Annotated in this window: 23 protein-coding genes; 11 read left to right on the top strand and 12 right to left on the bottom strand. The window is 48.6% G+C overall.

All coding sequences use genetic code 11. The features are described 5' to 3' along the window. Positions 1–82: 82 nt before the first annotated feature. Complete coding sequence (locus MJO57_RS24990) at positions 83–1,495, top strand: O-antigen ligase (protein WP_252019644.1); 1,413 nt, start codon at positions 83–85, stop codon at positions 1,493–1,495. Here MJO57_RS24990 and MJO57_RS24985 read toward each other — a convergent pair. Beyond that, positions 1,486–2,052, bottom strand: coding sequence for a RimK/LysX family protein (locus tag MJO57_RS24985; protein WP_252019641.1), 567 nt, complete (start codon positions 2,050–2,052; stop codon positions 1,486–1,488). The genes MJO57_RS24990 and MJO57_RS24985 overlap by 10 nt on opposite strands. A gap of 200 nt (positions 2,053–2,252) precedes the next feature. Between MJO57_RS24985 and MJO57_RS24980 the strand changes: the two genes are divergently transcribed. Together MJO57_RS24980 and MJO57_RS24975 are read left to right on the top strand one after the other, a co-directional pair. Then, positions 2,253–2,513: a hypothetical protein gene (locus MJO57_RS24980; RefSeq protein WP_252019639.1), complete on the top strand. Its 261-nt coding sequence runs from the start codon at positions 2,253–2,255 to the stop codon at positions 2,511–2,513. A 31-nt stretch (positions 2,514–2,544) separates the two neighbouring features. After that, complete coding sequence (locus MJO57_RS24975) at positions 2,545–2,970, top strand: CpsB/CapC family capsule biosynthesis tyrosine phosphatase (protein WP_252019636.1); 426 nt, start codon at positions 2,545–2,547, stop codon at positions 2,968–2,970. Here MJO57_RS24975 and MJO57_RS24970 read toward each other — a convergent pair. Further along, positions 2,957–3,349 carry a transposase gene (locus MJO57_RS24970; protein ID WP_252019634.1) on the bottom strand — a complete coding sequence of 131 codons (393 nt, stop codon included), beginning with the start codon at positions 3,347–3,349 and terminating at the stop codon, positions 2,957–2,959. The genes MJO57_RS24975 and MJO57_RS24970 overlap by 14 nt on opposite strands. On the opposite strand from MJO57_RS24970, the gene MJO57_RS24965 reads away from it, so the two are divergent. Continuing rightward, positions 3,348–4,862, top strand: coding sequence for an IS66 family transposase (locus MJO57_RS24965; RefSeq protein ID WP_252017330.1), 1,515 nt, complete (start codon positions 3,348–3,350; stop codon positions 4,860–4,862). The two genes, MJO57_RS24970 and MJO57_RS24965, sit on opposite strands and share 2 nt — an antisense overlap. Here MJO57_RS24965 and MJO57_RS24960 read toward each other — a convergent pair whose 3' ends face one another. Together MJO57_RS24960 and MJO57_RS24955 are read right to left on the bottom strand one after the other, a co-directional pair. Further along, positions 4,863–5,054 carry a DUF6444 domain-containing protein gene (locus MJO57_RS24960; RefSeq protein ID WP_371924672.1) on the bottom strand — a complete coding sequence of 64 codons (192 nt, stop codon included), beginning with the start codon at positions 5,052–5,054 and terminating at the stop codon, positions 4,863–4,865. Continuing rightward, a complete protein-coding gene (locus MJO57_RS24955) occupies positions 5,051–6,364 on the bottom strand; it encodes an IS66 family transposase (RefSeq protein ID WP_252019632.1) in 1,314 nt (437 codons plus the stop codon). The genes MJO57_RS24960 and MJO57_RS24955 overlap by 4 nt, the downstream gene beginning before the upstream one ends. On the opposite strand from MJO57_RS24955, the gene MJO57_RS24950 reads away from it, so the two are divergent. After that, entirely contained in the window at positions 6,363–6,788 is a 426-nt protein-coding gene (locus tag MJO57_RS24950) for a CpsB/CapC family capsule biosynthesis tyrosine phosphatase (protein WP_252019631.1), read from the top strand. The two genes, MJO57_RS24955 and MJO57_RS24950, sit on opposite strands and share 2 nt — an antisense overlap. Beyond that, positions 6,785–7,402, top strand: coding sequence for a hypothetical protein (locus MJO57_RS24945; protein ID WP_252019628.1), 618 nt, complete (start codon positions 6,785–6,787; stop codon positions 7,400–7,402). The genes MJO57_RS24950 and MJO57_RS24945 overlap by 4 nt, the downstream gene beginning before the upstream one ends. 118 nt (positions 7,403–7,520) lie before the next feature. On the opposite strand, the gene hmpA is transcribed toward MJO57_RS24945, so the two are convergent. Next, complete coding sequence (gene hmpA, locus MJO57_RS24940; RefSeq protein ID WP_252019626.1) at positions 7,521–8,723, bottom strand: NO-inducible flavohemoprotein; 1,203 nt, start codon at positions 8,721–8,723, stop codon at positions 7,521–7,523. Between the two features lie 94 nt (positions 8,724–8,817). Here hmpA and MJO57_RS24935 point away from each other — a divergent pair, with 94 nt between their 5' ends. Beyond that, a complete protein-coding gene (locus MJO57_RS24935; RefSeq protein ID WP_252019624.1) occupies positions 8,818–9,246 on the top strand; it encodes an Rrf2 family transcriptional regulator in 429 nt (142 codons plus the stop codon). A 153-nt stretch (positions 9,247–9,399) separates the two neighbouring features. On the opposite strand, the gene MJO57_RS24930 is transcribed toward MJO57_RS24935, so the two are convergent. From MJO57_RS24930 to ppa, 7 genes are all read right to left on the bottom strand, one after another. Beyond that, the gene (locus tag MJO57_RS24930) at positions 9,400–10,359 is read right to left on the bottom strand and encodes a DUF3426 domain-containing protein (RefSeq protein WP_252019620.1); all 960 of its coding nucleotides are present in this window, start codon (positions 10,357–10,359) and stop codon (positions 9,400–9,402) included. Positions 10,360–10,511: 152 nt separating this feature from the next. Further along, positions 10,512–11,399, bottom strand: a complete 888-nt coding sequence (gene prmA / locus MJO57_RS24925) for a 50S ribosomal protein L11 methyltransferase (protein WP_252019617.1) — start codon at positions 11,397–11,399, stop codon at positions 10,512–10,514. 193 nt (positions 11,400–11,592) lie between these two features. After that, positions 11,593–12,933, bottom strand: coding sequence for an acetyl-CoA carboxylase biotin carboxylase subunit (gene accC, locus MJO57_RS24920; RefSeq protein WP_252019615.1), 1,341 nt, complete (start codon positions 12,931–12,933; stop codon positions 11,593–11,595). Between the two features lie 21 nt (positions 12,934–12,954). Next, a complete protein-coding gene (gene accB / locus MJO57_RS24915) occupies positions 12,955–13,419 on the bottom strand; it encodes an acetyl-CoA carboxylase biotin carboxyl carrier protein (protein WP_252019612.1) in 465 nt (154 codons plus the stop codon). A gap of 224 nt (positions 13,420–13,643) precedes the next feature. Next, entirely contained in the window at positions 13,644–14,096 is a 453-nt protein-coding gene (gene aroQ / locus MJO57_RS24910; RefSeq protein ID WP_252019610.1) for a type II 3-dehydroquinate dehydratase, read from the bottom strand. A gap of 230 nt (positions 14,097–14,326) precedes the next feature. Beyond that, the gene (gene dsbD / locus MJO57_RS24905) at positions 14,327–16,111 is read right to left on the bottom strand and encodes a protein-disulfide reductase DsbD (protein WP_252019607.1); all 1,785 of its coding nucleotides are present in this window, start codon (positions 16,109–16,111) and stop codon (positions 14,327–14,329) included. A 198-nt stretch (positions 16,112–16,309) separates the two neighbouring features. Further along, a complete protein-coding gene (gene ppa, locus MJO57_RS24900; RefSeq protein ID WP_252019605.1) occupies positions 16,310–16,837 on the bottom strand; it encodes an inorganic diphosphatase in 528 nt (175 codons plus the stop codon). A 549-nt stretch (positions 16,838–17,386) separates the two neighbouring features. Here ppa and MJO57_RS24895 point away from each other — a divergent pair. The 4 genes from MJO57_RS24895 (at position 17,387) to sctE (ending at position 22,784) form a co-directional block, all read left to right on the top strand. After that, entirely contained in the window at positions 17,387–19,639 is a 2,253-nt protein-coding gene (locus MJO57_RS24895) for a hypothetical protein (RefSeq protein ID WP_252019604.1), read from the top strand. Between the two features lie 128 nt (positions 19,640–19,767). Next, the gene (locus MJO57_RS24890; protein ID WP_252019602.1) at positions 19,768–20,613 is read left to right on the top strand and encodes a hypothetical protein; all 846 of its coding nucleotides are present in this window, start codon (positions 19,768–19,770) and stop codon (positions 20,611–20,613) included. An 18-nt stretch (positions 20,614–20,631) separates the two neighbouring features. After that, positions 20,632–21,108: a SycD/LcrH family type III secretion system chaperone gene (locus MJO57_RS24885; protein WP_252019601.1), complete on the top strand. Its 477-nt coding sequence runs from the start codon at positions 20,632–20,634 to the stop codon at positions 21,106–21,108. 17 nt (positions 21,109–21,125) lie between these two features. Beyond that, on the top strand, positions 21,126–22,784 hold the full coding sequence (gene sctE, locus MJO57_RS24880; RefSeq protein WP_252019600.1) for a type III secretion system translocon subunit SctE: 1,659 nt from the start codon (positions 21,126–21,128) through the stop codon (positions 22,782–22,784). Positions 22,785–22,808: the final 24 nt, after the last annotated feature.

Below are 22,808 nucleotides of genomic sequence, written 5' to 3'. Positions count from 1 at the left end.
AGGATACTTACGAGCGCACCTGATTTGGTTTAACGCTTTTTAGTGGTTTAAGCATCGAATAACAATGACCTATAGACAGTGTTTGTTCTGGTCGTTACTGGCCATCGTTTTCTGGTTACCGCTACCAATGGGCAGTAACCCGCCCTGGGCTCGGGGAATTCTGGTATTGCTGATTGCTGTTCTCAGCCTGTTCTGGGTGTTGGGTTATGCCCTTGGCCGGTTGGAAACCACACCGTCTTTCCACCGGGCCAAATGGCTGCATGCGGGTTTTATGGGGGTTATTGGCTGGTTGTTTATCCAGCAGTTGCCCATCCCGTCGGGCTGGGCCTTGCAGCTTTCTCCGTTCTCATGGAATCTTCACGTCACTGCGGCAGAAGCACTGGGTTTGGCAACGCCCCAGTGGATGACGTTGTCGATCTCTCCTCACGATACGATGGTCAGTACTCTGTTGACCATGGCCTACTATCTGTTTTTTTGTCTCTGTCTACTGCTGGTGGAGCGGCCTGATAAATTACGCTGGTTTGCCTGGGCTTTTGTGGTCTCCGGAATTTTTCAGGCCGTGTTTGGTTCGCTGAGTACGCTTTCCGGGGCAGAAGTGCTGCTGTTCGGTGAAAAGCCATCTTACTTTGGTGTCGCTACCGGTACTTACGTTAACCGGAACAGTTTTGCCGGATGCATGGAGATGACACTGGCCTTTGGTATGGGGTTGCTGATTGCCCAGTTGAAGGATAGCAAAGCCGACAGCTGGCAGGAGTGGCTTCGCCAGACCCTGCAAACGTTGATGAGTAACAAGGTCATACTTCGTACCGGGCTGGCCATTATGGTGATTGGCCTGGTGCTTTCCCGTTCCCGTATGGGGAATACGGCCTTTTTCTCCAGTTTGCTGGTGACCGGAATTCTGTACGTTATCTGTCGTAAAAAGCTCAGCCGTGGGATGGTCGTTCTTTTTGTCAGCCTGCTGGTGATTGATACGGCAATCCTCAGCCAGTGGTTTGGCCTTGAAAAGGTGATGGAACGTATTGAACAAACTTCTCTGGAGCGGGAGACCCGCCCCAATGTGTCTGAGGTCACCCTGGTGGCAATCAGTGACTACTCACTGACAGGTTCCGGTGCAGGTAGCTTTTATACAACACTGCCTGCTTATCATGATGGCAGCTGGAAAGGTTTTTATGACCTCGCCCATAATGATTTTCTACAGTTTCCCCTGGAGTTTGGGGTTCCGGTATTTCTGATATTGGCGTTGATGGTGATCTGGTCATCCTGGCTGGCGGTTCAGGCGATGAAGCAGCGTCGCAGTCGGTTGATGATCGGTATGGGGTTCTCGTCGTTTATGGGGATGCTGGCCATCATGATTCATTCGTCGGTGGACTTTAACCTGCAGATGCCAGCCAATGCGGCGTACTTTGTGTCACTGATGGCATTGGGGGTTCTGGCCAGGTACTTGCCGTCCTGTTCCCGTAAAGATTCCTGTAAAAAAGCTGCTGGTCAGGGTTGACGGCTGATGTGTAGACAGTGATTTTTCAGCAGAAATTCTTCTGAGAGATCAATAACGGCCAGGTTCTTCAGCGTATTGGTGCCGAGAAGCATCTGGTTTTTGAATCGGGAGCGGGAGGTCAGGCTGAAATCGGTACGGATTTCAACAGGTCCCAGTCGTATGGTTGCTTCGATCACCGGGCGTTTCTGCGGAACACCGGAGTGGGTTTGTATCCGGGCGTAACGTTTCAGTGGTTTTATCATGTTAACCATTTCCTGTTGAGTGCCGCCGGAGAGAACGGAAAAGTAAACCCATAGGGTGCCATTGGTGTGTTTTCTGATGCTGATGTCTCTGGCATCCATGGAAGATAGGGTAGAGCCGGAGTCAATCAGTGCATTAATGCGGGTGGGAAATGCATCGATTTGATCCACCGTCTCCTGCAAGCCAAACCAATAACGGTCACCGATCAGGCATTGGTGCTGAGTATGAGGTGTTTCGGCTCTGGAATAGGTGTTGCTTATAAGCAGCAGTGCCAGGGTGGCAACAGAAAGGCCAGAAAAATTGGCGGAAAACAGCATGACTTCCTCCATGAAGGTACTGCACAATGAAATCCTTCTCTTTATATTTGTAGCTTCTGACGTTAGATTGAACCTATTTAGCGGTTGGTAAGTGGCGTTTATTGACGGTTTTGCGACGGGGTATTCCGGCGATTGGCAGATGAGCCTTTAGATTGCCGGGATTCTGTTACTTTGATGGGTAATCTGATGGTGCGGTTTTCATGAAAAAGTGGGTACCCGGGTGGGATATTCCCCTGATTATGGTGATTCTGGCCGGGGAAGTTCTGTGGCTAAACTACCTTTCCGGACCAAATGATTCACCGTTGAGCTTAAGTGTTGTGGATGCGGTGGTCAGTATTGCCTTTGCGTTTACCTATTTTCATGTTCCGGTTCCTGTCGCACTGTTTTTGACAGGAGCATTGCTACTGGTTCCCGCGTACTTGCTGACATTGCTGGTGCGCCGGCTGCTATCCAGAAGCTGAAAATATCAGTAACTAAGACTTATAAAACTAAATGATTGATATCCACAACCATATTATTCCTGGCATTGACGATGGCGCTGATAGTCTGGAGCAGGCACTGGTCATGTTGGAGCTGGCCCAGGCCGATGGCATCCGGAAACTGGTGTGTACGCCCCATATGCACCCCGGACGATTTGATAATAATTCGAGCACCATCCGTCCGGGATTTGCCAACCTTCAGCAACAGGCCAGAGCAGCGGGGTTGTCGATTCAGCTGGCTATGGCGGCAGAGGTTCGTTTCAGCGATGAAATGATGTTTCAGCTGCGCCGGGATGAAATTCCCATGATTGGGCAGTGGGAGGGTTTCCGGTGTCTGTTACTGGAAATGCCTCATCAACGAATTCCTGTGGGGATGGAGCAGATGCTGGACTGGCTCCATAAACGGGAGATAAGGGCAGTCGTAACTATTCAGCACTGAGCAAAGGCATATTACAGTAATTCCGAACAGCTCTATGAAGTGATTGATATATGTCCATTCCCTGTTTTCTGGCAGACGACAAATAGCTGCGAATCCGTGCAAACATAGAACCACCGTCTGCACTCCTGAAGCAGCCTGAGATTTTCTGCTTTAACTTGGCCATTCGAACATCCCGCTCACTGCCATTGTTATCGAAGGGAATGGTAAAATCTGACATGAAGCGCAGTGTCTCAGCCTTGAACTCAGTGAGTCGTTTGAAGAGATTGTAAGCTTTAGTATTCTTGACTTGTAACTGTTCAGCACCCCCACATAAATCTGGAATTTTCTGATTTTTATACCATCCTCTTAAGCACCATTTTTCCACAATATTCGCCAGCATGATTCCAGAACTACCCGCAACTATGTCGGCTGAGATTCTCTTGAAAGAGAATGCAGAGCTGCGGATGAGAGTTGCCTGTCTGGAAGAGCGATGTCGAGAATTGGAAGAAAAGGTTGGCAAGAACAGTCAAAACAGCAGCAAGCCGCCATCGTCTGATGGTTATCAAAAACCTTGTAAAAACAGTAATTCTCCAGATCATTCTGACGACCTTTCCGCAGATAAAGGTACCGATCCATCGGATGAAAAACCCAATCCTAAAAGTCTGAGACAGTCTTCTGGTAATAAAGCCGGTGGAAAGAAAGGGCATCAGGGCACTTGTCTTAAACAGGTCGATATCCCTGACTATATTGAGTACCTTCCGGTTAAAGAATGCAATAAATGTCAGGCGTCTCTTCTTGATAGTGAGCCGGTCAAATATATTGAACGACAGGTGTTTGAACCAGGGAGACCGGGTGAATTTGAAGTAACGGCCCATAGAGCTGAAGTAAAAATCTGCACTTGTGGTTGTCGGAATCAGGCTGAATTCCCGGAAGGTGTTACCGCTGCCGCACAATATGGCTCAGCCACACAGGCTATGGCCGTCTATCTTAACCAATACCATTTCCTGCCTTTTAAGCGCGTGTCAGAGTATTTTAATACTCTCTATAAAATGAGTGTAAGTGCAGGCACTGTCGCCAATTTTGTGGCCAGAACCTATGAAAATCTGGCTTCTACTGAAGAGGTTATTCGTGACGCCTTGCGGGAATCGTCTGTTGCCGGAGCCGATGAAACGGGTATGCGGGCCGAGGGCTCTTTGCACTGGCTACACGTTATGCGGGATGAACAATGGACGCTCTACTACTTGTCTGAAAAGCGAGGTCGTGAGGCCATGGACACGATGGGCATACTGCTAACATTTGCAGGCGTTCTGGTTCATGATCATTGGAAATCCTATTTTGCATATGCGGCAACTCACGTACTTTGCAATGCCCATCACCTGAGGGAGCTTTTGGGTGTTGTTGATAGGGACAGCAATCAACTGGCGTTGCGATTGATGAAGCTACTGAGGCTTTCCTGGCATTACTGCAAGGGCTTTAAGACCATAGGTATGCTACAGATGCCAAGTGTTGTCTGTGAACGAATCGAGAAGATTTATGACCGGTTGCTTCAGCGGGCTCTAATGAAAGAAGTCGTCTATATGGAGAAGCAACGAGAGGAGCTTAAGCGCAAGAAAGTCAAGAATACTAAAGCTTACAATCTCTTCAAACGACTCACTGAGTTCAAGGCTGAGACACTGCGCTTCATGTCAGATTTTACCATTCCCTTCGATAACAATGGCAGTGAGCGGGATGTTCGAATGGCCAAGTTAAAGCAGAAAATCTCAGGCTGCTTCAGGAGTGCAGACGGTGGTTCTATGTTTGCACGGATTCGCAGCTATTTGTCGTCTGCCAGAAAACAGGGAATGGACATATATCAATCACTTCATAGAGCTGTTCGGAATTACTGTAATATGCCTTTGCTCAGTGCTGAATAGTTACTTACTGTTTTTACAAGGTTTTTGATAACCATCAGACGATGGCGGCTTGCTGCTGTTTTGACTGTTCTTGCCAACCTTTTCTTCCAATTCTCGACATCGCTCTTCCAGACAGGCAACTCTCATCCGCAGCTCTGCATTCTCTTTCAAGAGAATCTCAGCCGACATAGTTGCGGGTAGTTCTGGAATCATGCTGGCGAATATTGTGGAAAAATGGTGCTTAAGAGGATGGTATAAAAATCAGAAAATTCCAGATTTATGTGGGGGTGCTGAACAGTTACCTTGACTTTCTTGCGCTTAAGCTCCTCTCGTTGCTTCTCCATATAGACGACTTCTTTCATTAGAGCCCGCTGAAGCAACCGGTCATAAATCTTCTCGATTCGTTCACAGACAACACTTGGCATCTGTAGCATACCTATGGTCTTAAAGCCCTTGCAGTAATGCCAGGAAAGCCTCAGTAGCTTCATCAATCGCAACGCCAGTTGATTGCTGTCCCTATCAACAACACCCAAAAGCTCCCTCAGGTGATGGGCATTGCAAAGTACGTGAGTTGCCGCATATGCAAAATAGGATTTCCAATGATCATGAACCAGAACGCCTGCAAATGTTAGCAGTATGCCCATCGTGTCCATGGCCTCACGACCTCGCTTTTCAGACAAGTAGTAGAGCGTCCATTGTTCATCCCGCATAACGTGTAGCCAGTGCAAAGAGCCCTCGGCCCGCATACCCGTTTCATCGGCTCCGGCAACAGACGATTCCCGCAAGGCGTCACGAATAACCTCTTCAGTAGAAGCCAGATTTTCATAGGTTCTGGCCACAAAATTGGCGACAGTGCCTGCACTTACACTCATTTTATAGAGAGTATTAAAATACTCTGACACGCGCTTAAAAGGCAGGAAATGGTATTGGTTAAGATAGACGGCCATAGCCTGTGTGGCTGAGCCATATTGTGCGGCAGCGGTAACACCTTCCGGGAATTCAGCCTGATTCCGACAACCACAAGTGCAGATTTTTACTTCAGCTCTATGGGCCGTTACTTCAAATTCACCCGGTCTCCCTGGTTCAAACACCTGTCGTTCAATATATTTGACCGGCTCACTATCAAGAAGAGACGCCTGACATTTATTGCATTCTTTAACCGGAAGGTACTCAATATAGTCAGGGATATCGACCTGTTTAAGACAAGTGCCCTGATGCCCTTTCTTTCCACCGGCTTTATTACCAGAAGACTGTCTCAGACTTTTAGGATTGGGTTTTTCATCCGATGGATCGGTACCTTTATCTGCGGAAAGGTCGTCAGAATGATCTGGAGAATTACTGTTTTTACAAGGTTTTTGATAACCATCAGACGATGGCGGCTTGCTGCTGTTTTGACTGTTCTTGCCAACCTTTTCTTCCAATTCTCGACATCGCTCTTCCAGACAGGCAACTCTCATCCGCAGCTCTGCATTCTCTTTCAAGAGAATCTCAGCCGACATAGTTGCGGGTAGTTCTGGAATCATGCTGGCGAATATTGTGGAAAAATGGTGCTTAAGAGGATGGTATAAAAATCAGAAAATTCCAGATTTATGTGGGGGTGCTGAACAGTTACGGGCAGTCATTGCTCACCCTGAGCGGAATAAAGAACTGATGTCTTACCCTGAACGTGTACTGCCGTTTGTGGAGCGGGGGGCGTTGTTGCAGTTGACAGCCGGTTCGGTTGCCGGTCGCTTTGGCGAAAGGGCAGAGACAACTGCCCGCTGGTTCGTGGACCAGGAGTTGGTGCAGTTTGTGGCTTCGGATGCCCATCATCCGGTTCGTCGGCCGCCGGCCATGACACTGGCTGCAGAGACTCTCAACCAATGGGTTGGCAGCGATCAGTGTGTGTTGCTGACAACGGTTAATCCGGATAAGTTAACGCAGTGCCTTTTTGGTGATGCCTTATGAAACGTTCTCTATCCTGGCATCGTGGTTTGCTGATGTTGCCGGTTGTTCTGGTGCTGTGTTTGGTGATTTTTCAGGCCTTTACCCTGTTGCGTTCGGAAGTCGGTCGTTACCAAACCGAACTGTTTCTGGATCATTGGCAACGGAAGACAGCAGCCAGCAAAAGTGTTGTGGTGGAGCCTTCTGAACTGGACATTGCCATTCAGGGTGTAGACGGTGCTATACGACAAATGCCGGAGAGTCCTGCCCTGTATGTTTTGAAGGCACGGGTGCTTGAGCGGGGCAGGCTATCCGGTATTGATATAGAGAATAATGTGGAGTTGGAAGCCTGGCAGAAAGCCATCGTTTTAAGGCCCGCTTGGCCATACAGCTGGAGTGATTATGCCCGGGCCCGCTCGCAGTACTCTCTGATCGACCGGTCGTTTACAGCGGCATTACTGCGTGCCAACGAGCTTGGGCCATGGGAGCCTCGTGTCCTGGAAAACAGCGCGTTATTCAGTTTTCACTACCGGGGCTGGTTGAGTGATGGGCTGCAGGCAGCGCTGGATAACAGTTATCAGAAGCTGGTGAAGGCTTATCCACACAGTGCCCGGAAGATCGCCGGGCAATATCAATGAAATTTTTCCGCTTCGCGTGATGTGTGACCGCCAGGGATGCTGAAATTGCCAATAATGCAGGAGCAATTATCGGTAATCTCTGCAGCTTTATAAAATTTCAGCTTTCTTCGGTTATGGATCAGATGTCTTTATGGGGGCCAAAGACTTCATAGTGAAGTCGGTCTTTAGTTACTCCCCAGCCTTGCAGCACCCCTTTCACCATTGCCATATACCCCAGTGGGCCACAGAAGTAGTAGTGTGCTTCCGGAAGGTCAATCTTATCGCGGACCAGTTCCAGGTCCATTCTGCCTGCATAATGATGAGCAGAGCAATCATCGGTTGGCTCATCATAAAACAGAATCTGTTCAATATTGTCATTTGTCCCGGCAATATCCCGGACGTGCTGACCGAAAGCATGGGTCCGGCTGTTGATGGCACTGTGGACAAAAATAATCGGTAGGTCGGTTTTTTTTCTGGTCAGGCTGTTCAGCATGCTTAACATGGGGGTTTGGCCAACACCGGCACTCATCAGGACGACAGGTGCATCTGATCGATCAATCAGGTAGAAATCGCCACAGGGTGGGCACAGTTCGACAACATCATCCAACTGAACATTGTCGTGCAGATAGTGCGATATTATGCCACGGGTTTCTCCTTCACCCTCACGCTTTACTGAAATGCGATAACTCTTGCCATTAGGGGCATCGGAGAGGCTGTATTGACGAATGCAGCGATGTTCTGAATGATCGGGATGCAGATAAATACCGATGTACTGACCGGGCAGGAAATCAGCTACCGGTAAACCATCCAGTGGTTCAAAATAGAAGGAGGTGATCAGATCACTTTCCTTAACCTTGTTCACTACCTTGAACTCCCTTGTCCCCCGCCAGCCACCGGATATCTGCTGATTCTCCCGGTAAATCCCTTCTTCCACTTCAATGAACAGATCTGCCAGGAAACCATAGGCTTCCTGCCAGGCATCCAGTATTTCATCGGTTGCGGCCTCACCCAGAACATGGGCTATGGCTTCCAGAAGATGCTTGCCGACAATGGGATAATGCTCCGGCAGAATGTTGAAGCTGGCGTGTTTATGGGCAATGCGTTGTACGGCGCTGGTCAGGGTTCCAAGGTTATCGATGTTGGCAGCATAGTCATAGACGGCTTCGGCCAGTGCTGCTTGCTGGCGACCGGTTTTCTGGTTGGTGGCGTTGAAAATATTGAGCAGTTCTGGATTCTGGCTGAACATCTGCAGGTAAAAGCGCCGGGTAATGGTTTCACCATGTTCTGCCAGAACCGGGGCTGTGGCTTTGACGATTCCAATGGTTTTTTCATTCAGACTCATAGCACATCCCTCGATGGTTACAGAAAAGATGTATTTGAAATGCATTTTATTAAGATGCATTCTATTTGCTTTTTTACACTGTGTCGATTTTTGCATGAAACTGACAAAACACACCGACTATGCATTACGCATTCTGATGTATGCCGCCCTGCAACCAGAAGGGCGGTTGCTCTCTATTCAGGAAGTAACGGATACCTATGACATATCACGTAATCATGTGATGAAAATTGTTCAGAAACTTGGTCATGAGGGGTATCTCACCACCATTCGTGGTAAAGGAGGAGGGTTTACTCTCGGTAAGTCACCAGAAGCGATTAACCTGGGCGCACTGGTCAGGTGCATGGAAAACACCATGAAGGTGGTGGAGTGTGAACAGCCGATGTGCAGGATTTCACCAGGGTGTGAGTTGAAAGGGGTGTTTGCCGAAGCGGTAGCAGCTTTTATGGGCGTGTTGAACCAGTACAGCCTGGCCGATTTGATTGGTAATCGTAAAGAGCTTATCCGGCTGCTGGCAATTGCTTGAGCAATAAAAAGACCTTGGCATCACAGCGATTACCCAATTCACAAAGCAAAGAAGAGAAAAAGGCTTATCTTTCGTTGTGGGCTTTGCGTGATCGCCAGGGATGGCGGAAGTGCCGGTAATGTGGAGCAATTAGCGGTGTATGTTCTGCAAATGTTAGTTAAACCGTGCTGTTTTGTTTTCACTGAAGGTCAGTCGATAGTTTACTGCCTGTTCACCCGGGTCGATAATTTCCAGCTCCAGTCGAACAGGTTGTGCCTTGGGCATTTCATTCGAGCCTGCCAACTCACCACCAAGGTACTCTGATGGGGTGAAGGTGCGGCTAGCTACCAGTCGGCCATTGATATCCGCAAAGGTCAGGTTAAGGTTCGGAAAGGGTTGTGAGTGTCCGGCTTCATTAATGATCACCGCATCCACCTGCAGGGCATTGTTTTGGTCAGGGTGGCTGCGTACCACAAGGTCAACACTTTTAATGGCGTTGATGTTGACCATGGGGGGGAGTATGCAGGAAAGCAGGTTGCAGGTCATGGCATAAGCTGGCCGCAGAGCGGGATTCAGTGACAGAGTATTGCGGTTAAACCAGGCAAATTGCAGTGTCAGCAATACTAGCAGGGTGCAGGCCGCAACGCTCCAATAGGTCCTTTTCCTACGGCGCTGTTGTTTGTTAATGGTTTCTTCGGTTTCCCGCTGGTCCAGTTCGTGAATCAGGGTTTTGATGCTTTGCTGGTGATAACCATCATACTCTATGGGGGCAGTAGCCACCTTTGCCTTTATGGAAGGAGCAGGGTCTTTGCCTCTGGATGTTTCCGATTGTGTTGAATCCGGCTTTTTTACCGGTTTTTGCTGTTGGATAACGAGCGTTTCCTGGAGCTCTTTTCTGGGTTGAACGGATACCTGGGCCTCTTCCCTGTGGGGAGAAGGGGGTGTTTCAACGGTTTCAATGGCGGTGTTCAATGCCTCCTTTTCTTGTTCTTTAAGGTGTGGCATCTGCTCCATAGCATTGAATATCTGCAGGCATGAACCGCAACGCACCGAACCATTGGCAGCCTTAAGCTGGGTATGGGTTATGCGAAATGTGGTCTGGCAGTGGGGGCAAGTGACACTTGAAGGCGTCATGTTTACTGTTTACCTGATCTTAAAGCTGCATTTTTTATTAGACCAGAGCCCCCGTGCTGAATCCAGTCTAATTGATAGTGCAGGCACTTCAGTTTCTATTGAAAAAACCGGAATAACCAGTTCTACCATACCTGCATTACATCAATGCCTGTTTATGAACGTCGCTTGCCAGAGAGCATGGCCCAGCCTTCATAGATGACTGCAGTGTCCATGGCAAACCACTGATCATAGGCTTGAATTATTTCATCTGCCTGCTCAGCCAGAATCCCGGACAGAGCAATGGAACCCTCTTTCCTGGTCAGGCCTGCCAGTTTGGGAGCCAGTTGAGTCAGAGGACCAGCAAGAATGTTAGCCAGTACTACATCTGCCTGATCGGATGGCTCATCATCTGGCAGAAAAACCTCCAGCTTATCCAACGGGATGTTATTCCGTTTGGCATTCTCGATAGTGGCTTCCAGTGCCTGCGGATCAATATCAACGCCGACAGCCGATTTGGCGCCAAGCAATAGAGAAGCAATGGCGAGAATGCCTGATCCACAACCATAGTCGATAATTGTTTTGCCGGTCAGGTCAGTCTGCTGGTCCAGCCACCGCAGGCAGAGTGCAGTGGTGGGGTGCGTCCCGGTGCCGAAGGCCAGGCCCGGGTCCAGCATCAGGTTAACCGCCTCAGGATCGGGAACTTCCTTCCAGCTGGGGCAAACCCACAGGCGCTCACCGAACTGCATGGGGTGGAAGTGGGTCATCCACTCTCTTTCCCAGTCTTTATCTTCTACCAGTTCGACCTTGTGATTAGGGAAAGGGTTCAGCCCGGCATTCTCTTTCAGAAATGGGATGACATCATCGGTACGGGTCTGGGCGTCAAACAAGCCAACAACGACGGTATTATTCCACAGAGGTGTCGTACCCAGCTCTGGTTCATAGACAGGCTGATCTTTTGCATCCTGCAGGGTTACTGCACAGGCACCCGCTTCCAGAAGCAGGTCTTCCAGAATTTCAGCGTGGTCAGAAGTTGTATCCAGCCTGACTTGAATCCAAGACATTGTGTTATCCAGAATGAAAAGCGATAAGAATTCCAGCCTGTTCTTCAGGAAAGAAATTCGTGCAACATAAGCTGCCTATTGTAGCTGAGCACACGTGGTTCATAAACATACGTTGGCTGATCAGCCAGTAAAATAAAGGCCATACTCCGGTGGGAGATGGCCTTTATTTTATGCAGGTGTATAAAACTGGACATTATTCAACCAGTTTCTTCTCCAGATAGTGAATGCTGACACCGCCTTCCTTGAAGTAAGGATCAGTCACCAGGTCCTGGTGAAGAGGAATATTGGTTTTAATCCCTTCGATAACGGTTTCATCCAGTGCGTTCTTCATCCGGATAAGGGCCGTTTCCCGATCCGGGCCATAACTGATGATCTTGGCGATCAGTGAGTCATAGTAAGGAGGCACGCTGTAACCGTTGTACAGATGGCTATCAACGCGAACGCCATTACCGCCAGGTGCATGGAACTGCAACACCTTGCCAGGTGATGGCATAAAGGTTTTTGGGTCTTCGGCGTTGATACGGCATTCGAAGGCATGGCCTTTGAGCTCGATGTCTTCCTGACGAACGCTCAGAGGCAGTCCGCTGGCAATTCTCAGCTGCTCTTTGACAATATCAATGCCGCTGATCATTTCGGTTACCGGGTGCTCAACCTGAACCCGGGTGTTCATTTCAATAAAATAGAACTCGCCGTTTTCATACAGGAATTCAAAGGTGCCAGCGCCTTTGTAGCCCAGCTCGATACAGGCACGGGTACAGGCACTGGGCACTTCCTGACGCTTATCTTCCGGAATCCCCGGCGCAGGGGCTTCTTCAATAACCTTCTGATGACGACGCTGCAGAGAACAGTCTCGGTCACCCAGATGAATGGCGTTGCCCTGACCGTCGGCCAGCACCTGGAACTCCACATGACGGGGATTCTGCAGGAATTTTTCCAGGTAAACCGTGTCATTGTTGAATGCAGCACCGGCTTCTGATTTGGTCAGGGCTACGGAGCTAATCAAGTCCTCCTCGTTGTAGACCACACGCATACCTCGGCCTCCACCACCACCGGCGGCCTTGATGATGACGGGATAACCGATATCCCGGGCAATGGCCATTGTGTGGCTATGGTCGTCAGTAAGTGATCCGTTGGAGCCCGGAACCGTTGGCACACCGGCTTTCTGCATGGCTTCGATCGCGGAAACTTTGTCTCCCATCAAGCGGATAACGTCTGCTGAAGGCCCGATAAAGGTAAAGCCACTGCGTTCTACCTGTTCAGCAAAATCTGCGTTTTCGGACAGGAAGCCGTAACCCGGGTGGATGGCAGTGGCGTGAGTCACCTCGGCAGCACTGATGATGGCAGGAATATTGAGATAACTGTCTGCCGGGTTGTTTGGACCAATACAGACGGACTCATCCGCCAGGTGCAGATGCATAAGGTCAGCATCAGCCTTGGAGTGAACCGCAACGGTCTTGATGCCCAGCTCTTTGCAGGCTCTTAATATTCTGAGCGCAATTTCGCCCCGGTTGGCTATTACGACTTTATCGAGCATAACGCGATTCTCAGGCGATTATCAGACAATAGTGAACAGGGGCTGGTCGAACTCAACAGGCTGACCATTTTCTACCAGAACAGCTTCAATGGTGCCGGATTTATCGGCCTTGATCTGGTTCATCATCTTCATGGCTTCAACAATGCAGAGCACATCACCTTCCTTAACCCGCTGGCCGACTTTGACGAAGTCAGGGGCATCCGGTGACGGAGCGCTGTAGAAAGAGCCAACCATGGGCGACTTGACCTGATGACCGGAGATGACTGGTTCCGTTACAGCAGCTGGTGCAGAGGATGCAGTTTCTGCCGTCGGTGCGGGGGCTGGAGCAGGTGCGGCTGCCGGGTAAGCAACAGGTGCTGCAGCAAGAGGAGCACTTTTCGAATAACGGCTGATACGAACGGACTCTTCACCTTCATGGATTTCGAGTTCATCAATACCTGACTCTTCCAGCAGCTCAATGAGCTTTTTTACTTTTCTGATATCCATTGTCAGTCTCAAATGCTTGTACTGGCGGGGCTGGCCAGCCAGTGTGGTTGATTTTACAAGAAATTGTTCGCTCGACTCTGTGAGTCGCACGATCCCCGATCGTCAGTTTTGCCTGACAGTGCGGTTGTTTAAACGTTATTTAAAAACAGCTGCACTGTAATGAAAATGAATCAGAACGCTGTGATGTGCTTTTGAACAACGTACTGATGAATGGGTTCGCCATCTTATGATTCTGGTTGTCTGGTGAGTTTTTCAATAGCAGCAGACAGTGCCAGCTCATAGCCTTTAGGTCCCAGTCCGGCAATGATTCCTTCAGCTACGTCACTGAAATAGGAGTGATGACGGAAAGGCTCCCTGCGATGAATGTTAGAAAGATGTACTTCAATAAATGGAATAGCGACTCCAAGCAGCGCATCCCGCAGCGCCACACTGGTATGGGTGAAAGCGGCCGGGTTGATGATGATGAAGCGTACGCCCTCATTACCTGCCTGATGAATACGGTCCATCAGAATGTGTTCTGCATTGCTTTGAAAGCTTTCCAGCTGAAGGCCTGCTTCAGTAGCCAGGTGGACAAGGTTCTGGCAGATCTGTTCAAGTGTGGTTGCACCGTATACACCGGGCTCCCGGGAGCCAAGCAAATTCAGGTTTGGACCATTGAGCACAAGAATGTCGGCCATGTTCATCCTCTTAAAGACCACCATTGTCACCATTGTGACCCAGCCCAGTGGGAGGGCTTCAGCAGTCAACATGGTTTGACAAACCGGACAACGCAATTGACCTTCCTGAAGTGCATTGCCATCGTTACTGATCAGCCATTTTGCACCATTGTCAAGAGTGCGTCCAGTTTGTGCGTGTTACAGGAGGTTAACGACAGTTAAGAAGAATTTCATGCCTGTTTCAGGCATGTTCAGACATCGGTAATTGTTTCGGAGGCTGCAAGAAGTTTTGTCAGCTTTCGATGCAGCTGCAAAGGGGTGATTTCACCCTGGGATTTCAGGGCAGAGAACTCATTCCCACTGGCATCGTAAAACAGCAGGGCTGGTGGTCCAAACAGTTGATGTTGATTGAGAAACTGTTGGTGTTCCGACGTATTGTTGGTGATATCAAGCTTGATCAGGGATATTGTGGCGAGCTGGTCAGTGACCAGCGGGTCAGGAAAAACGGTCCGCTCAATGACCTTGCAGGATATGCACCAGTCAGCATAGAGATCCACCATGGCCGGCAGGTTGTTCAGGGCTGCGTCTGCCAGCAGGTTATTCAGTTCATTCAGTGTCGTGACCGTCTTGAAGCCGGAACTCTCTGCCTGGTGGGTAATGTTGTCTGTTGAAGTGCTGCTTTTGCCCCATAAAGGTTTCAACGGGTCACTATTGCCCATAGCTGCGCCAATAATCAGGCAAGCTCCGTATATCAGGCAGAGTATGCCGACGGTCTGTCGGAGCTTCTGGTGTGCTTCATTCAGGCTGCTGTGAAGAGCGCCCAGGAACACGGCACTGCCAATTAGCAGAGCACCCCACAGGAAAAGCGTGACTGATGGAGAAAGAACCCTTTCCAGCATCCAGATGGCAACGCCAAGGAGTAACACACCAAAGAATGAACGGACCCCATTCATCCAGGGCCCGGACTCTGGCAGCCAGTGTCTTCCACCTAAAGCCAGGACAAATAAGGGAATGCCCATGCCCAGGCCCAGGGCAAACAGTGTCAGCCCACCAAAAAGGGCATCACCTGTTGAGCTGATATAGACCAGTGCACCGGCCAGTGGGGCCGAGACACACGGGGAAACCACAAGGGCGGACAACATCCCCATCACGGCAGCCCCCGACAAGCTGCCTGATTTTTGCTGGCTGTTATTGAGCCTGTCCCGAATTCTGGCGGGCAGCTGCAACTCGTAAAGGCCAAACATACTCAGGGCCAGCAGCACGAAGAGCATTGCCATAGGGATCAGCATCCATGGGGACTGGAGCTTTGCCTGAAGGTTTAGACTGGCACCAAACAGCCCCATTAACGTACCTGCGATGGCAAAGGTGGCTGACATGGTGAGTATGTAGGTCATCGTCAGGGCAATGGTCCTGGTTTTACCCTGTGTCCTGGTTCCCAGGATCAGGCTGGACAGTATCGGGAACATTGGCAGAACACAGGGTGTCAGACTGAGGCCAATACCTGCCAGAATAAACAGAAGTAATTCAATCGGCAGACTGTTCTGTTCCAGCTGCTGTTGGAAGGTATTTTTAGAGTCTGGTGCCACCGTTGGGGTAACACTGGCTGAAATGGGTGAATTGCTGGCTTCTGCCCGGGTAACCAATGGAATAACAACTTTATGGGGTGGATAACACAGTCCGGCGCTGGCGCAGCCCTGAAAGCCGATTTCCAGCTCAGGCAGGTTGCCTGAATGACTGGCAGGAACTTTGATAACCAGGTTTTCACTGAATACTTCCAGTTCTTTGTTGTAATAAGGGTCAAAAATCGATTCACCGGCAGGATAATCAGCCGAATCCAGTGTTGAGATATCGGCTATCGGGGTAAAAGTGAAACGGTGCTTATATAGGTAGTGCTCTGGTGTTACAGCAACATCAATGATCGCCGTACCCTGTTCAATTCTTCCAGTGAATTGAAAGGCTTCTTCAACTGGAAGAAAGTCCCGGTTTTTACTGGATTCTGTCCCGAATAGCTGACTCAGGTTTGCCTGCGCAGACAATGAGAATAACAGACCCAGAAAAAGGGAGCAGGTCAGGCGGAGATAATATGTTGGCATATAAGCTGCTGTTTATAATGGCGAATACTATTTATTGTGCAGCGATATATCACAGATGCAAGCAGAGAGTGGTTTACAGAGAAAAGAAAACAGTAGAAATGGCTGGAATAGCTCAGGCCGGGGCCTGAGCTACCCGAGAAATCAGCCTTTGTAGCTGGCGGCAGACTTCTTGATGACTTCCAGCGCAGCTTCGGAACCTTCCCAGCCATCAATCTTGACCCACTTGCCTGGCTCAAGATCTTTGTAGTTTTCAAAGAAATGCTCAATCTGCTGGAGCAGCAGGGCTGGCAGGTCAGTGTACTCTTTGACGTCTTTGTAGATGGTGGAAAGCTTGTCGTGAGGCACGGCAATCAGCTTCTCGTCACGGCCTTTTTCGTCAGACATGTTCAGCATGCCGACAGTTCGGCAACGAATCACCGAGCCCGGGATAACCGGGTAGGGGGTAACCACCAGGACGTCCAGAGGGTCGCCATCGTCAGCCAGAGTCTGGTTGATGTAACCGTAGTTGGCGGGGTAGAACATTGGGGTTGCCATGAAGCGGTCAACCAGGATGGCATCCATATCCTTGTCAACTTCGTACTTGATTGGCGCAGCATTGGCAGGGATTTCGATGATAACGTAGATATCTTCTGGCAGATTTTTACCAGCAGGAACCGATGAATAGCTCATTGACAGTCAATCTCTGTGTGAGGTCAGTATGAAATTGCTGGGTATTATATAGAGTTTATTACGCTCTTTTCCATTATGTTGCAACGTAGATGACAACTCCGGGAGCTGAAGACTAAAACAACACATCTTTGACCTGTCCGCTGGATCTTCAGTCCGTCATACGAACCCACTGGCTAAAGCCGTCAGTTGTTTATTGATTTTGTTTTTGGCTCTATTTTGATTACGAACTGCTCTACAGTGAAAACTGACTGTAGGTCACGAAAAACAAGGATTGAGCAACATTACCGGACAATATGCTGACAACCTTTGTAGATAAAGGGCTTCAGCAATGTTCAACCCAGTAGCAGTCTGAAATCCTACAAGAGCCTTGTTTTTTTATCCATCAACTAGACTTTTCTTTTATATGTCGGAGATTTTTGAAAAGGAATTCGCATGGAAAGCGCACCACTTCCCTCATCTGCAGGCCCTCAGGCATCGTCAACAAATGGCTCGCCCCCATTCCTTACAACCGGGAGGACGGGTACGTTTGTTAATTCTCAGGGTAAGAGAGTGGATGTTCAGGTAATGGATAGCCGTCGTCCAACGCTCCTGGGTCGACAAAACCCTGCTTCATCTCCGAATCCATCCACACCCTCAAGAACCGTTAGAGCAGTTAAACCTGAGCCGCCATGGCTTATGGATACAACTCCTGAGTCCGATAAGGGCATTTCTGTTGACAATGGCCAAGTGTCAGAACCTGTTTCTCCTGAAACAGAATCGCCGACTTCTTACGAACTTGACAGCCATTCACCCTCCCGTCCATCAAGCGCTTATTCAGGTGCTCATGAGGACTGGGATGACGATACCATTGAAGACTTTGCGTTACAGGTTGATGATGATGATCTTCTATCGATAACCTCTGAGCTTGCTGACGCACCTCACAATTTGGGAGTTGATGAGTCTGGTGATCAGTTTTCTGAAATTGGCACTGCTATGAGCGAGGTTATAAACGATAATAGAGATCTTTTGTCTCCTGATCATCAGTTGCAGTTTCCTGCTGTTAAAACGCCTGAGGATGGTGCCGAGACGACAGCGTTGAAAGATGAGTTGGCAGTCGAAAGCCTTTCGATTGAGGGGGGGCGTGTTGATAATGCTCCAGTCGTTAAGGGCGAGGGCTCAGTTGATATTAAAGGCGGGGGTAAAACAACCAAAAAGACAATCGGTCAGCGGATATTAGCTGCACTCAAAAAACTTGGCAATTGGATCGAAAAGAATCCGCTATGGGCCGGATTTGTGATTTTTATCGTCGCTTTTTTCATCTGTCTCGCGGCGGCAAGCGGTTATGGTTTGATTATTGGTGCAACTGTTTGTGGAATTTGTGCCCTGACTTTTCTGGGCTTGGCTATAGGAGTAAAAATACGTAACACATTTTTCAGTAATGAACAGAATCCATCACAGACTAACAATGGTCAGAACCCGAATCCACAGCAAACCCATGAAGGCAGAACACGGACTGACCCAGAGAAACCCACTAAGACTGAATCTGGCACTAGCCCGCGCACTAAGGCTGATGAAACGGATGGCAAGTTCGTGATGACCGAATCACAGCCACAGTCTGTCGCCAATAGCGAAGGTAAGCCACCGGTCAGAGAAAATAAGGTCTCTACTGCAGCAACGCAAACTGTGGGGGAACAGAATGACGATGATCTTGCGCAGAATCTTGAGAAGCTTCTGCAACTCATTAATGAAAATTTCAGCCCGTTCTCAAATGAGTCTCATGTTCCAGAGCAATGGAACAGGAATTCCCGGGATCCGAACAGAAAGATCGATGAACAGACCTTAGAAGAGGTATCTGCTGCTGCGGAAAGACTTATTGACCAGTTTCGCCATATTGCAGACCATCGGGATATCAAGGGTTCTGATACTATCCAGCATGCCAGGATGCATGCGGTTCAAAGTGAAGTAAATCGGCTTATGAATTTAATAAATCCTACCAAAGAATTTATTAAACATTTGGAGGATAAAATTCGCTTGAAATTCCCTGACCCCAGGCTTGCCCCGGATCCAGAGGCTCCACCACTGACCATCGGTGAAGTGCGCCGTCGGCTGGCAAATTTTGCTGATAAGGATCTTAAGGGGATCGAGTTTTTTGATCTGTTGATGGAGTTTTTACGTGCCGCAAAGGCTTATAGAAATGATAGAAACGATAGAATAATGGATCGGTTTGGTCAGGTTAGGCCAGAAGTGAAGCCAACTCCTTCACCTATGCAAACTTCTACGCCTGAAACAGCGATTGAATTTCCAAACAAAACAGACTCTGGCGGCAGTCTTGATGAAGGGCGGCAGGAAGCAAGGGCAGTACGTTACAAAAGGGTATTAAGGCGTCATCTTGAACCCCAGCAATCTGATATTGATCTTAATGACACTTCGAATTTGAATGTAAGAGAGCAAGCATTTCTTATCAATATTCGCGATGGCATTTCCGATTGGTTTAATCAGAAACAGAATCACAGAAGAGAGTCAAAACGTAATAAGGCTGACATGACCACAGAGAACTATCAGGACCTTGTGGTTACTGAACTTGGTAAAGCTGTATTTGGTTGCGCAAAGGAGCATTTGCAACAGGCAAAAGTGGAGCATGGTAAAAATGGCGATCAGCCAACTCCAGTTGATCTCCGAACCCCGGAATCCAGAGCAGTATTCCTGCAAGAAATATTTGATAGCGATGAGATTAATGAAGCTTTTGCTGGAATTGAGGCTTCGGACTACGAGCAGAGGGTCGCTAAGAAACACTTTCTTGATCACATATCAAAAAGAATTTAAATGGTTTTTTTAATTTCTTTTTTTTATAAAAAATGGTCAGTCAAGGTGTAATTGGCAAGAACGCAGTTAGATAACCTAGATTTAAAGAAGTGATTTAATGGATATTCCAAAAATACAGGGAGTCACTAATGAGTACCTCGATTAGCAGCGCAGATTCGGCCAGCTCTGAATCTGGAAACAACCCAACCAGAATCATTGCATTGAATGATGCGAGGATTGGTTCACTCCGAGCTGCCGGCTATAGCGATGCCCAGATTGAGGCTTTGTTATCAATGGCTGACCCGGATGATCAGGGTAACTCGCTAACGCCTACCCACTTTTACTCCGTTAACAAACAGACACTGAATTCGCTCAGATATACGGGCCAGATGGATCAGGCGTCACAACAGCTGGTCTATCTACAGGCACCGGTTGCCCTGGTTCAGGAGGTCAGTAATCCCGCCAACTGGAATGGTGATAATTACATAGGTCCCGGGGCTTCAGAGATTAATGCCTACTTGTTGGGTGAACCTGTGGATTTTACCAAACCCAGTCTGGATGCCTTAATTATGGGAGTCTTGACGGCGCGGGCAGATATCCTGCAGACACAATTGGAAGAACAGATTGAGTCCATCAATCAGAAGAACGACTTGCTGGAAGAAGCCAATTCGTATTTGGCCAAAGCTAAGGAAAAAAAGGCGGCGGCAGGTACATCAGGCCATTCTTTGATGACACAGGATATGCTTGACTTCTGGAATAAGCTGGGTGCCGGGACCGATCGAAGCGGAAATGATGATTCGCATAACTCTGCCGAATGGGATGCCAATATTGAGCATTTGAAATCAAAAATCGAGTCACTGACCAGTCAATCACAATTGCAAACGACCAAACTTCAACAGACGATCAATAAGTACAACCAGACCTTCGAAATGCTCTCTAATTTTATCAACAAGTACTTCCAGTCAATAAGTACTATTATTCAAAATATGCGTTAACTCATGGAGGAGTCTCACGTGAACAATGAGGATTTGAATGATTATGAAGGTTCAGAACTTGAAGATAAGCTCCTGAATTTTTTCGGTGAGGGGGGGACCTTCAAAGATTTGAAAAACATGAGTGATGATGCCATGGAGGCAATTTACTCAGTTGCCTACAACCTTTATCAGGGAGGGAAGTACGAAGAAGCAAAAAAAGTTTTTCAATTCTTGTGTTTTTACGACCACTTCAATCGTAAATACTTTCTGGGATTGGGCGCATGTCAACAAATGCAGAAACAATATGACAGCGCCATAGAAATCTTCTCATTTGCTACGCTTCTGGATTCTGATGATCCCCGCCCAATGATGTATATCGGTGATTGCCACTTGGCAAAAGGCGACAGGGAAAATGCTCGGATTTCCTATGAAACCTCCATTGACTGGGCCGGTGATAGCCCGAAGTATGCTGGGGACCTGGATCGAGCCAAAAATATGCTGGAAAATCTAAAATAAGATAAGGAGTACGCAGAATGGCGAATATTCAACAGGGGCATCATTCGGCGGTTCAGAATCAGCAACAGGTCGGTCAGTCGGGTATAGACCCCTCGCTCCTGCAACAACAACAGAAAGATCGGGTTGATCTAAAAGACAGCGTCAATCGAGGTTACTCGGAAGAGAACACGGTTTCGACGAATAAGAAGCAGGAGGATATTGCTCCCCCCATTAAGTCCCAGCACAATCTGGATGCACCTGTAAAAGGTTCAGATTCTCCTTCTCAGAAAGTCCTCAAAGAGATCTCTGTTTATTCAGAAATCCAGAAGCTGAGTCAAACCGACCCTGAAGCGGTAAAGCTTGGTCTGGCATCTGAGGAACTGATCGAACAAGGTGGTCCGGACGTTCTGGGTCAAGTCACTGGTGATCTGAAATCCTTCGAAGAAGGGACAGGAGGGCGACCAAATCCCCTGGCCAGTCACATCAGCTCTATGCAGAGCAACAAAGATCATCTGTTGTCCATGGGATACAGTGAAGATCTGATTGATGGAATGCTGAAAATTGCTGACCCGAATGATCCAGATAATTCGTTGAAGAGTATGCATTCATTTTCTGCTCAAGTGGGTGGCAAGCTTGCTGGTGATGACTCGCTTGAAAAGCTGAGCGATCTTTTCGCCGATACCTTCAATAAGGTTGCCAACCTGAAAGGGGGGCCCAAAGACCTGCAAAAAGAATTGCAAGCTGAACTGAAGGCCTTTAATGCAACTTTCCTTGATGCAAATAAACACCTTGATGTGGATGCTGCAACAGAGATGTTGATGAGGATTCAGACCAAGTTGCAGGATAGCCGTCTGGTCTTTAACCAGGAGAATATAAAAATCAATGAGCAACAGCGACAGCAGATTTCAGAAAAACGCTTAGCAAAGATTGCCGAATCTATTGAAAAAGCGGAAAAAGCTAAAGAATCGGGGCAGATCAGTAGAATATTTGGTTATATAGCCGTAGCCCTCATGGCCGTTGTGATGGTCGTTATGTTTGCTACAGGGGTTGGTTCGCCCGTTGCCATGGGGTTGATGGCCGCTGCTCTGGCTTTAACCGTGATGATGACTGTTTCTTCCGAAACCGGTGACTGGATGAACAAGGGTGTTGCCGCGATGTTTGAGGCATTTGGTGCAGATAAAAAAGGGGCCATGATTGGCGCGATGGTGTTCTGGTCGGTCGTCATTCTTGCATTGAGTCTTGGTGGCGCGGCTGCCGGTTGGTCAGCCAGTGCTGCTTCAACAGCAGCAACGGCAACTGCCCAGGCTACTGCTGCAGGGACTGGTGGTGCAGCCGCTGCAGCGACAGTCACTGCTTCCGCAACGACGGCGGCAACAACAACAGCCAAGATCTCAAAAATGGCGGTAATGGCCGCTCGTTTTAGCCGTCTGGCGAGAATCACCGGTGGGGCAGCCATGGTTGCTGATGGCTCGGCCAGTGCTCACAGTACTACCATGAATTATCAAGCCGATATGCTAAGAGCCGAGGCGAAAGAGCTGTATGCCTGGATGTTGGCCAATCAGCATGTGATTGATGGAATGACCGAGGATATCGCTAAGGTTATTGAAGATATGCAACAGGTGTGGCAAGTCATGACCGGCATGATGAAAGACAACCACGATACGATGACCAAGCTCAATGCCGCTCTCAAAGGATAATGAACTTAAGGTGCTTTTACCTTG

The organism is Endozoicomonas sp. SCSIO W0465 (genome assembly GCF_023716865.1).
Classification (GTDB): domain Bacteria; phylum Pseudomonadota; class Gammaproteobacteria; order Pseudomonadales; family Endozoicomonadaceae; genus Endozoicomonas.
Note: the sequence above shows the minus strand (reverse complement) of the source record. Positions and strands in the feature narration are given on the sequence as shown.

Coding starts and splice junctions, on each gene's coding strand:
- MJO57_RS24965 (WP_252017330.1), top strand. CDS start 3,348: ATGATTCCAGAACTACCCGCAACTATGTCGGCTGAGATTCTCTTGAAA.
- MJO57_RS24960 (WP_371924672.1), bottom strand. CDS start 5,054: ATGATTCCAGAACTACCCGCAACTATGTCGGCTGAGATTCTCTTGAAA.
- prmA (WP_252019617.1), bottom strand. CDS start 11,399: ATGTCTTGGATTCAAGTCAGGCTGGATACAACTTCTGACCACGCTGAA.
- sctE (WP_252019600.1), top strand. CDS start 21,126: ATGGCGAATATTCAACAGGGGCATCATTCGGCGGTTCAGAATCAGCAA.
- accC (WP_252019615.1), bottom strand. CDS start 12,933: ATGCTCGATAAAGTCGTAATAGCCAACCGGGGCGAAATTGCGCTCAGA.
- MJO57_RS24955 (WP_252019632.1), bottom strand. CDS start 6,364: ATGATTCCAGAACTACCCGCAACTATGTCGGCTGAGATTCTCTTGAAA.
- accB (WP_252019612.1), bottom strand. CDS start 13,419: ATGGATATCAGAAAAGTAAAAAAGCTCATTGAGCTGCTGGAAGAGTCA.
- MJO57_RS24975 (WP_252019636.1), top strand. CDS start 2,545: ATGATTGATATCCACAACCATATTATTCCTGGCATTGACGATGGCGCT.
- MJO57_RS24950 (WP_252019631.1), top strand. CDS start 6,363: ATGCTGGCGAATATTGTGGAAAAATGGTGCTTAAGAGGATGGTATAAA.
- MJO57_RS24945 (WP_252019628.1), top strand. CDS start 6,785: ATGAAACGTTCTCTATCCTGGCATCGTGGTTTGCTGATGTTGCCGGTT.
- hmpA (WP_252019626.1), bottom strand. CDS start 8,723: ATGAGTCTGAATGAAAAAACCATTGGAATCGTCAAAGCCACAGCCCCG.
- MJO57_RS24935 (WP_252019624.1), top strand. CDS start 8,818: ATGAAACTGACAAAACACACCGACTATGCATTACGCATTCTGATGTAT.
- MJO57_RS24980 (WP_252019639.1), top strand. CDS start 2,253: ATGAAAAAGTGGGTACCCGGGTGGGATATTCCCCTGATTATGGTGATT.
- MJO57_RS24970 (WP_252019634.1), bottom strand. CDS start 3,349: ATGCTGGCGAATATTGTGGAAAAATGGTGCTTAAGAGGATGGTATAAA.
- ppa (WP_252019605.1), bottom strand. CDS start 16,837: ATGAGCTATTCATCGGTTCCTGCTGGTAAAAATCTGCCAGAAGATATC.
- MJO57_RS24930 (WP_252019620.1), bottom strand. CDS start 10,359: ATGACGCCTTCAAGTGTCACTTGCCCCCACTGCCAGACCACATTTCGC.
- MJO57_RS24985 (WP_252019641.1), bottom strand. CDS start 2,052: ATGCTGTTTTCCGCCAATTTTTCTGGCCTTTCTGTTGCCACCCTGGCA.
- MJO57_RS24890 (WP_252019602.1), top strand. CDS start 19,768: ATGAGTACCTCGATTAGCAGCGCAGATTCGGCCAGCTCTGAATCTGGA.
- aroQ (WP_252019610.1), bottom strand. CDS start 14,096: ATGGCCGACATTCTTGTGCTCAATGGTCCAAACCTGAATTTGCTTGGC.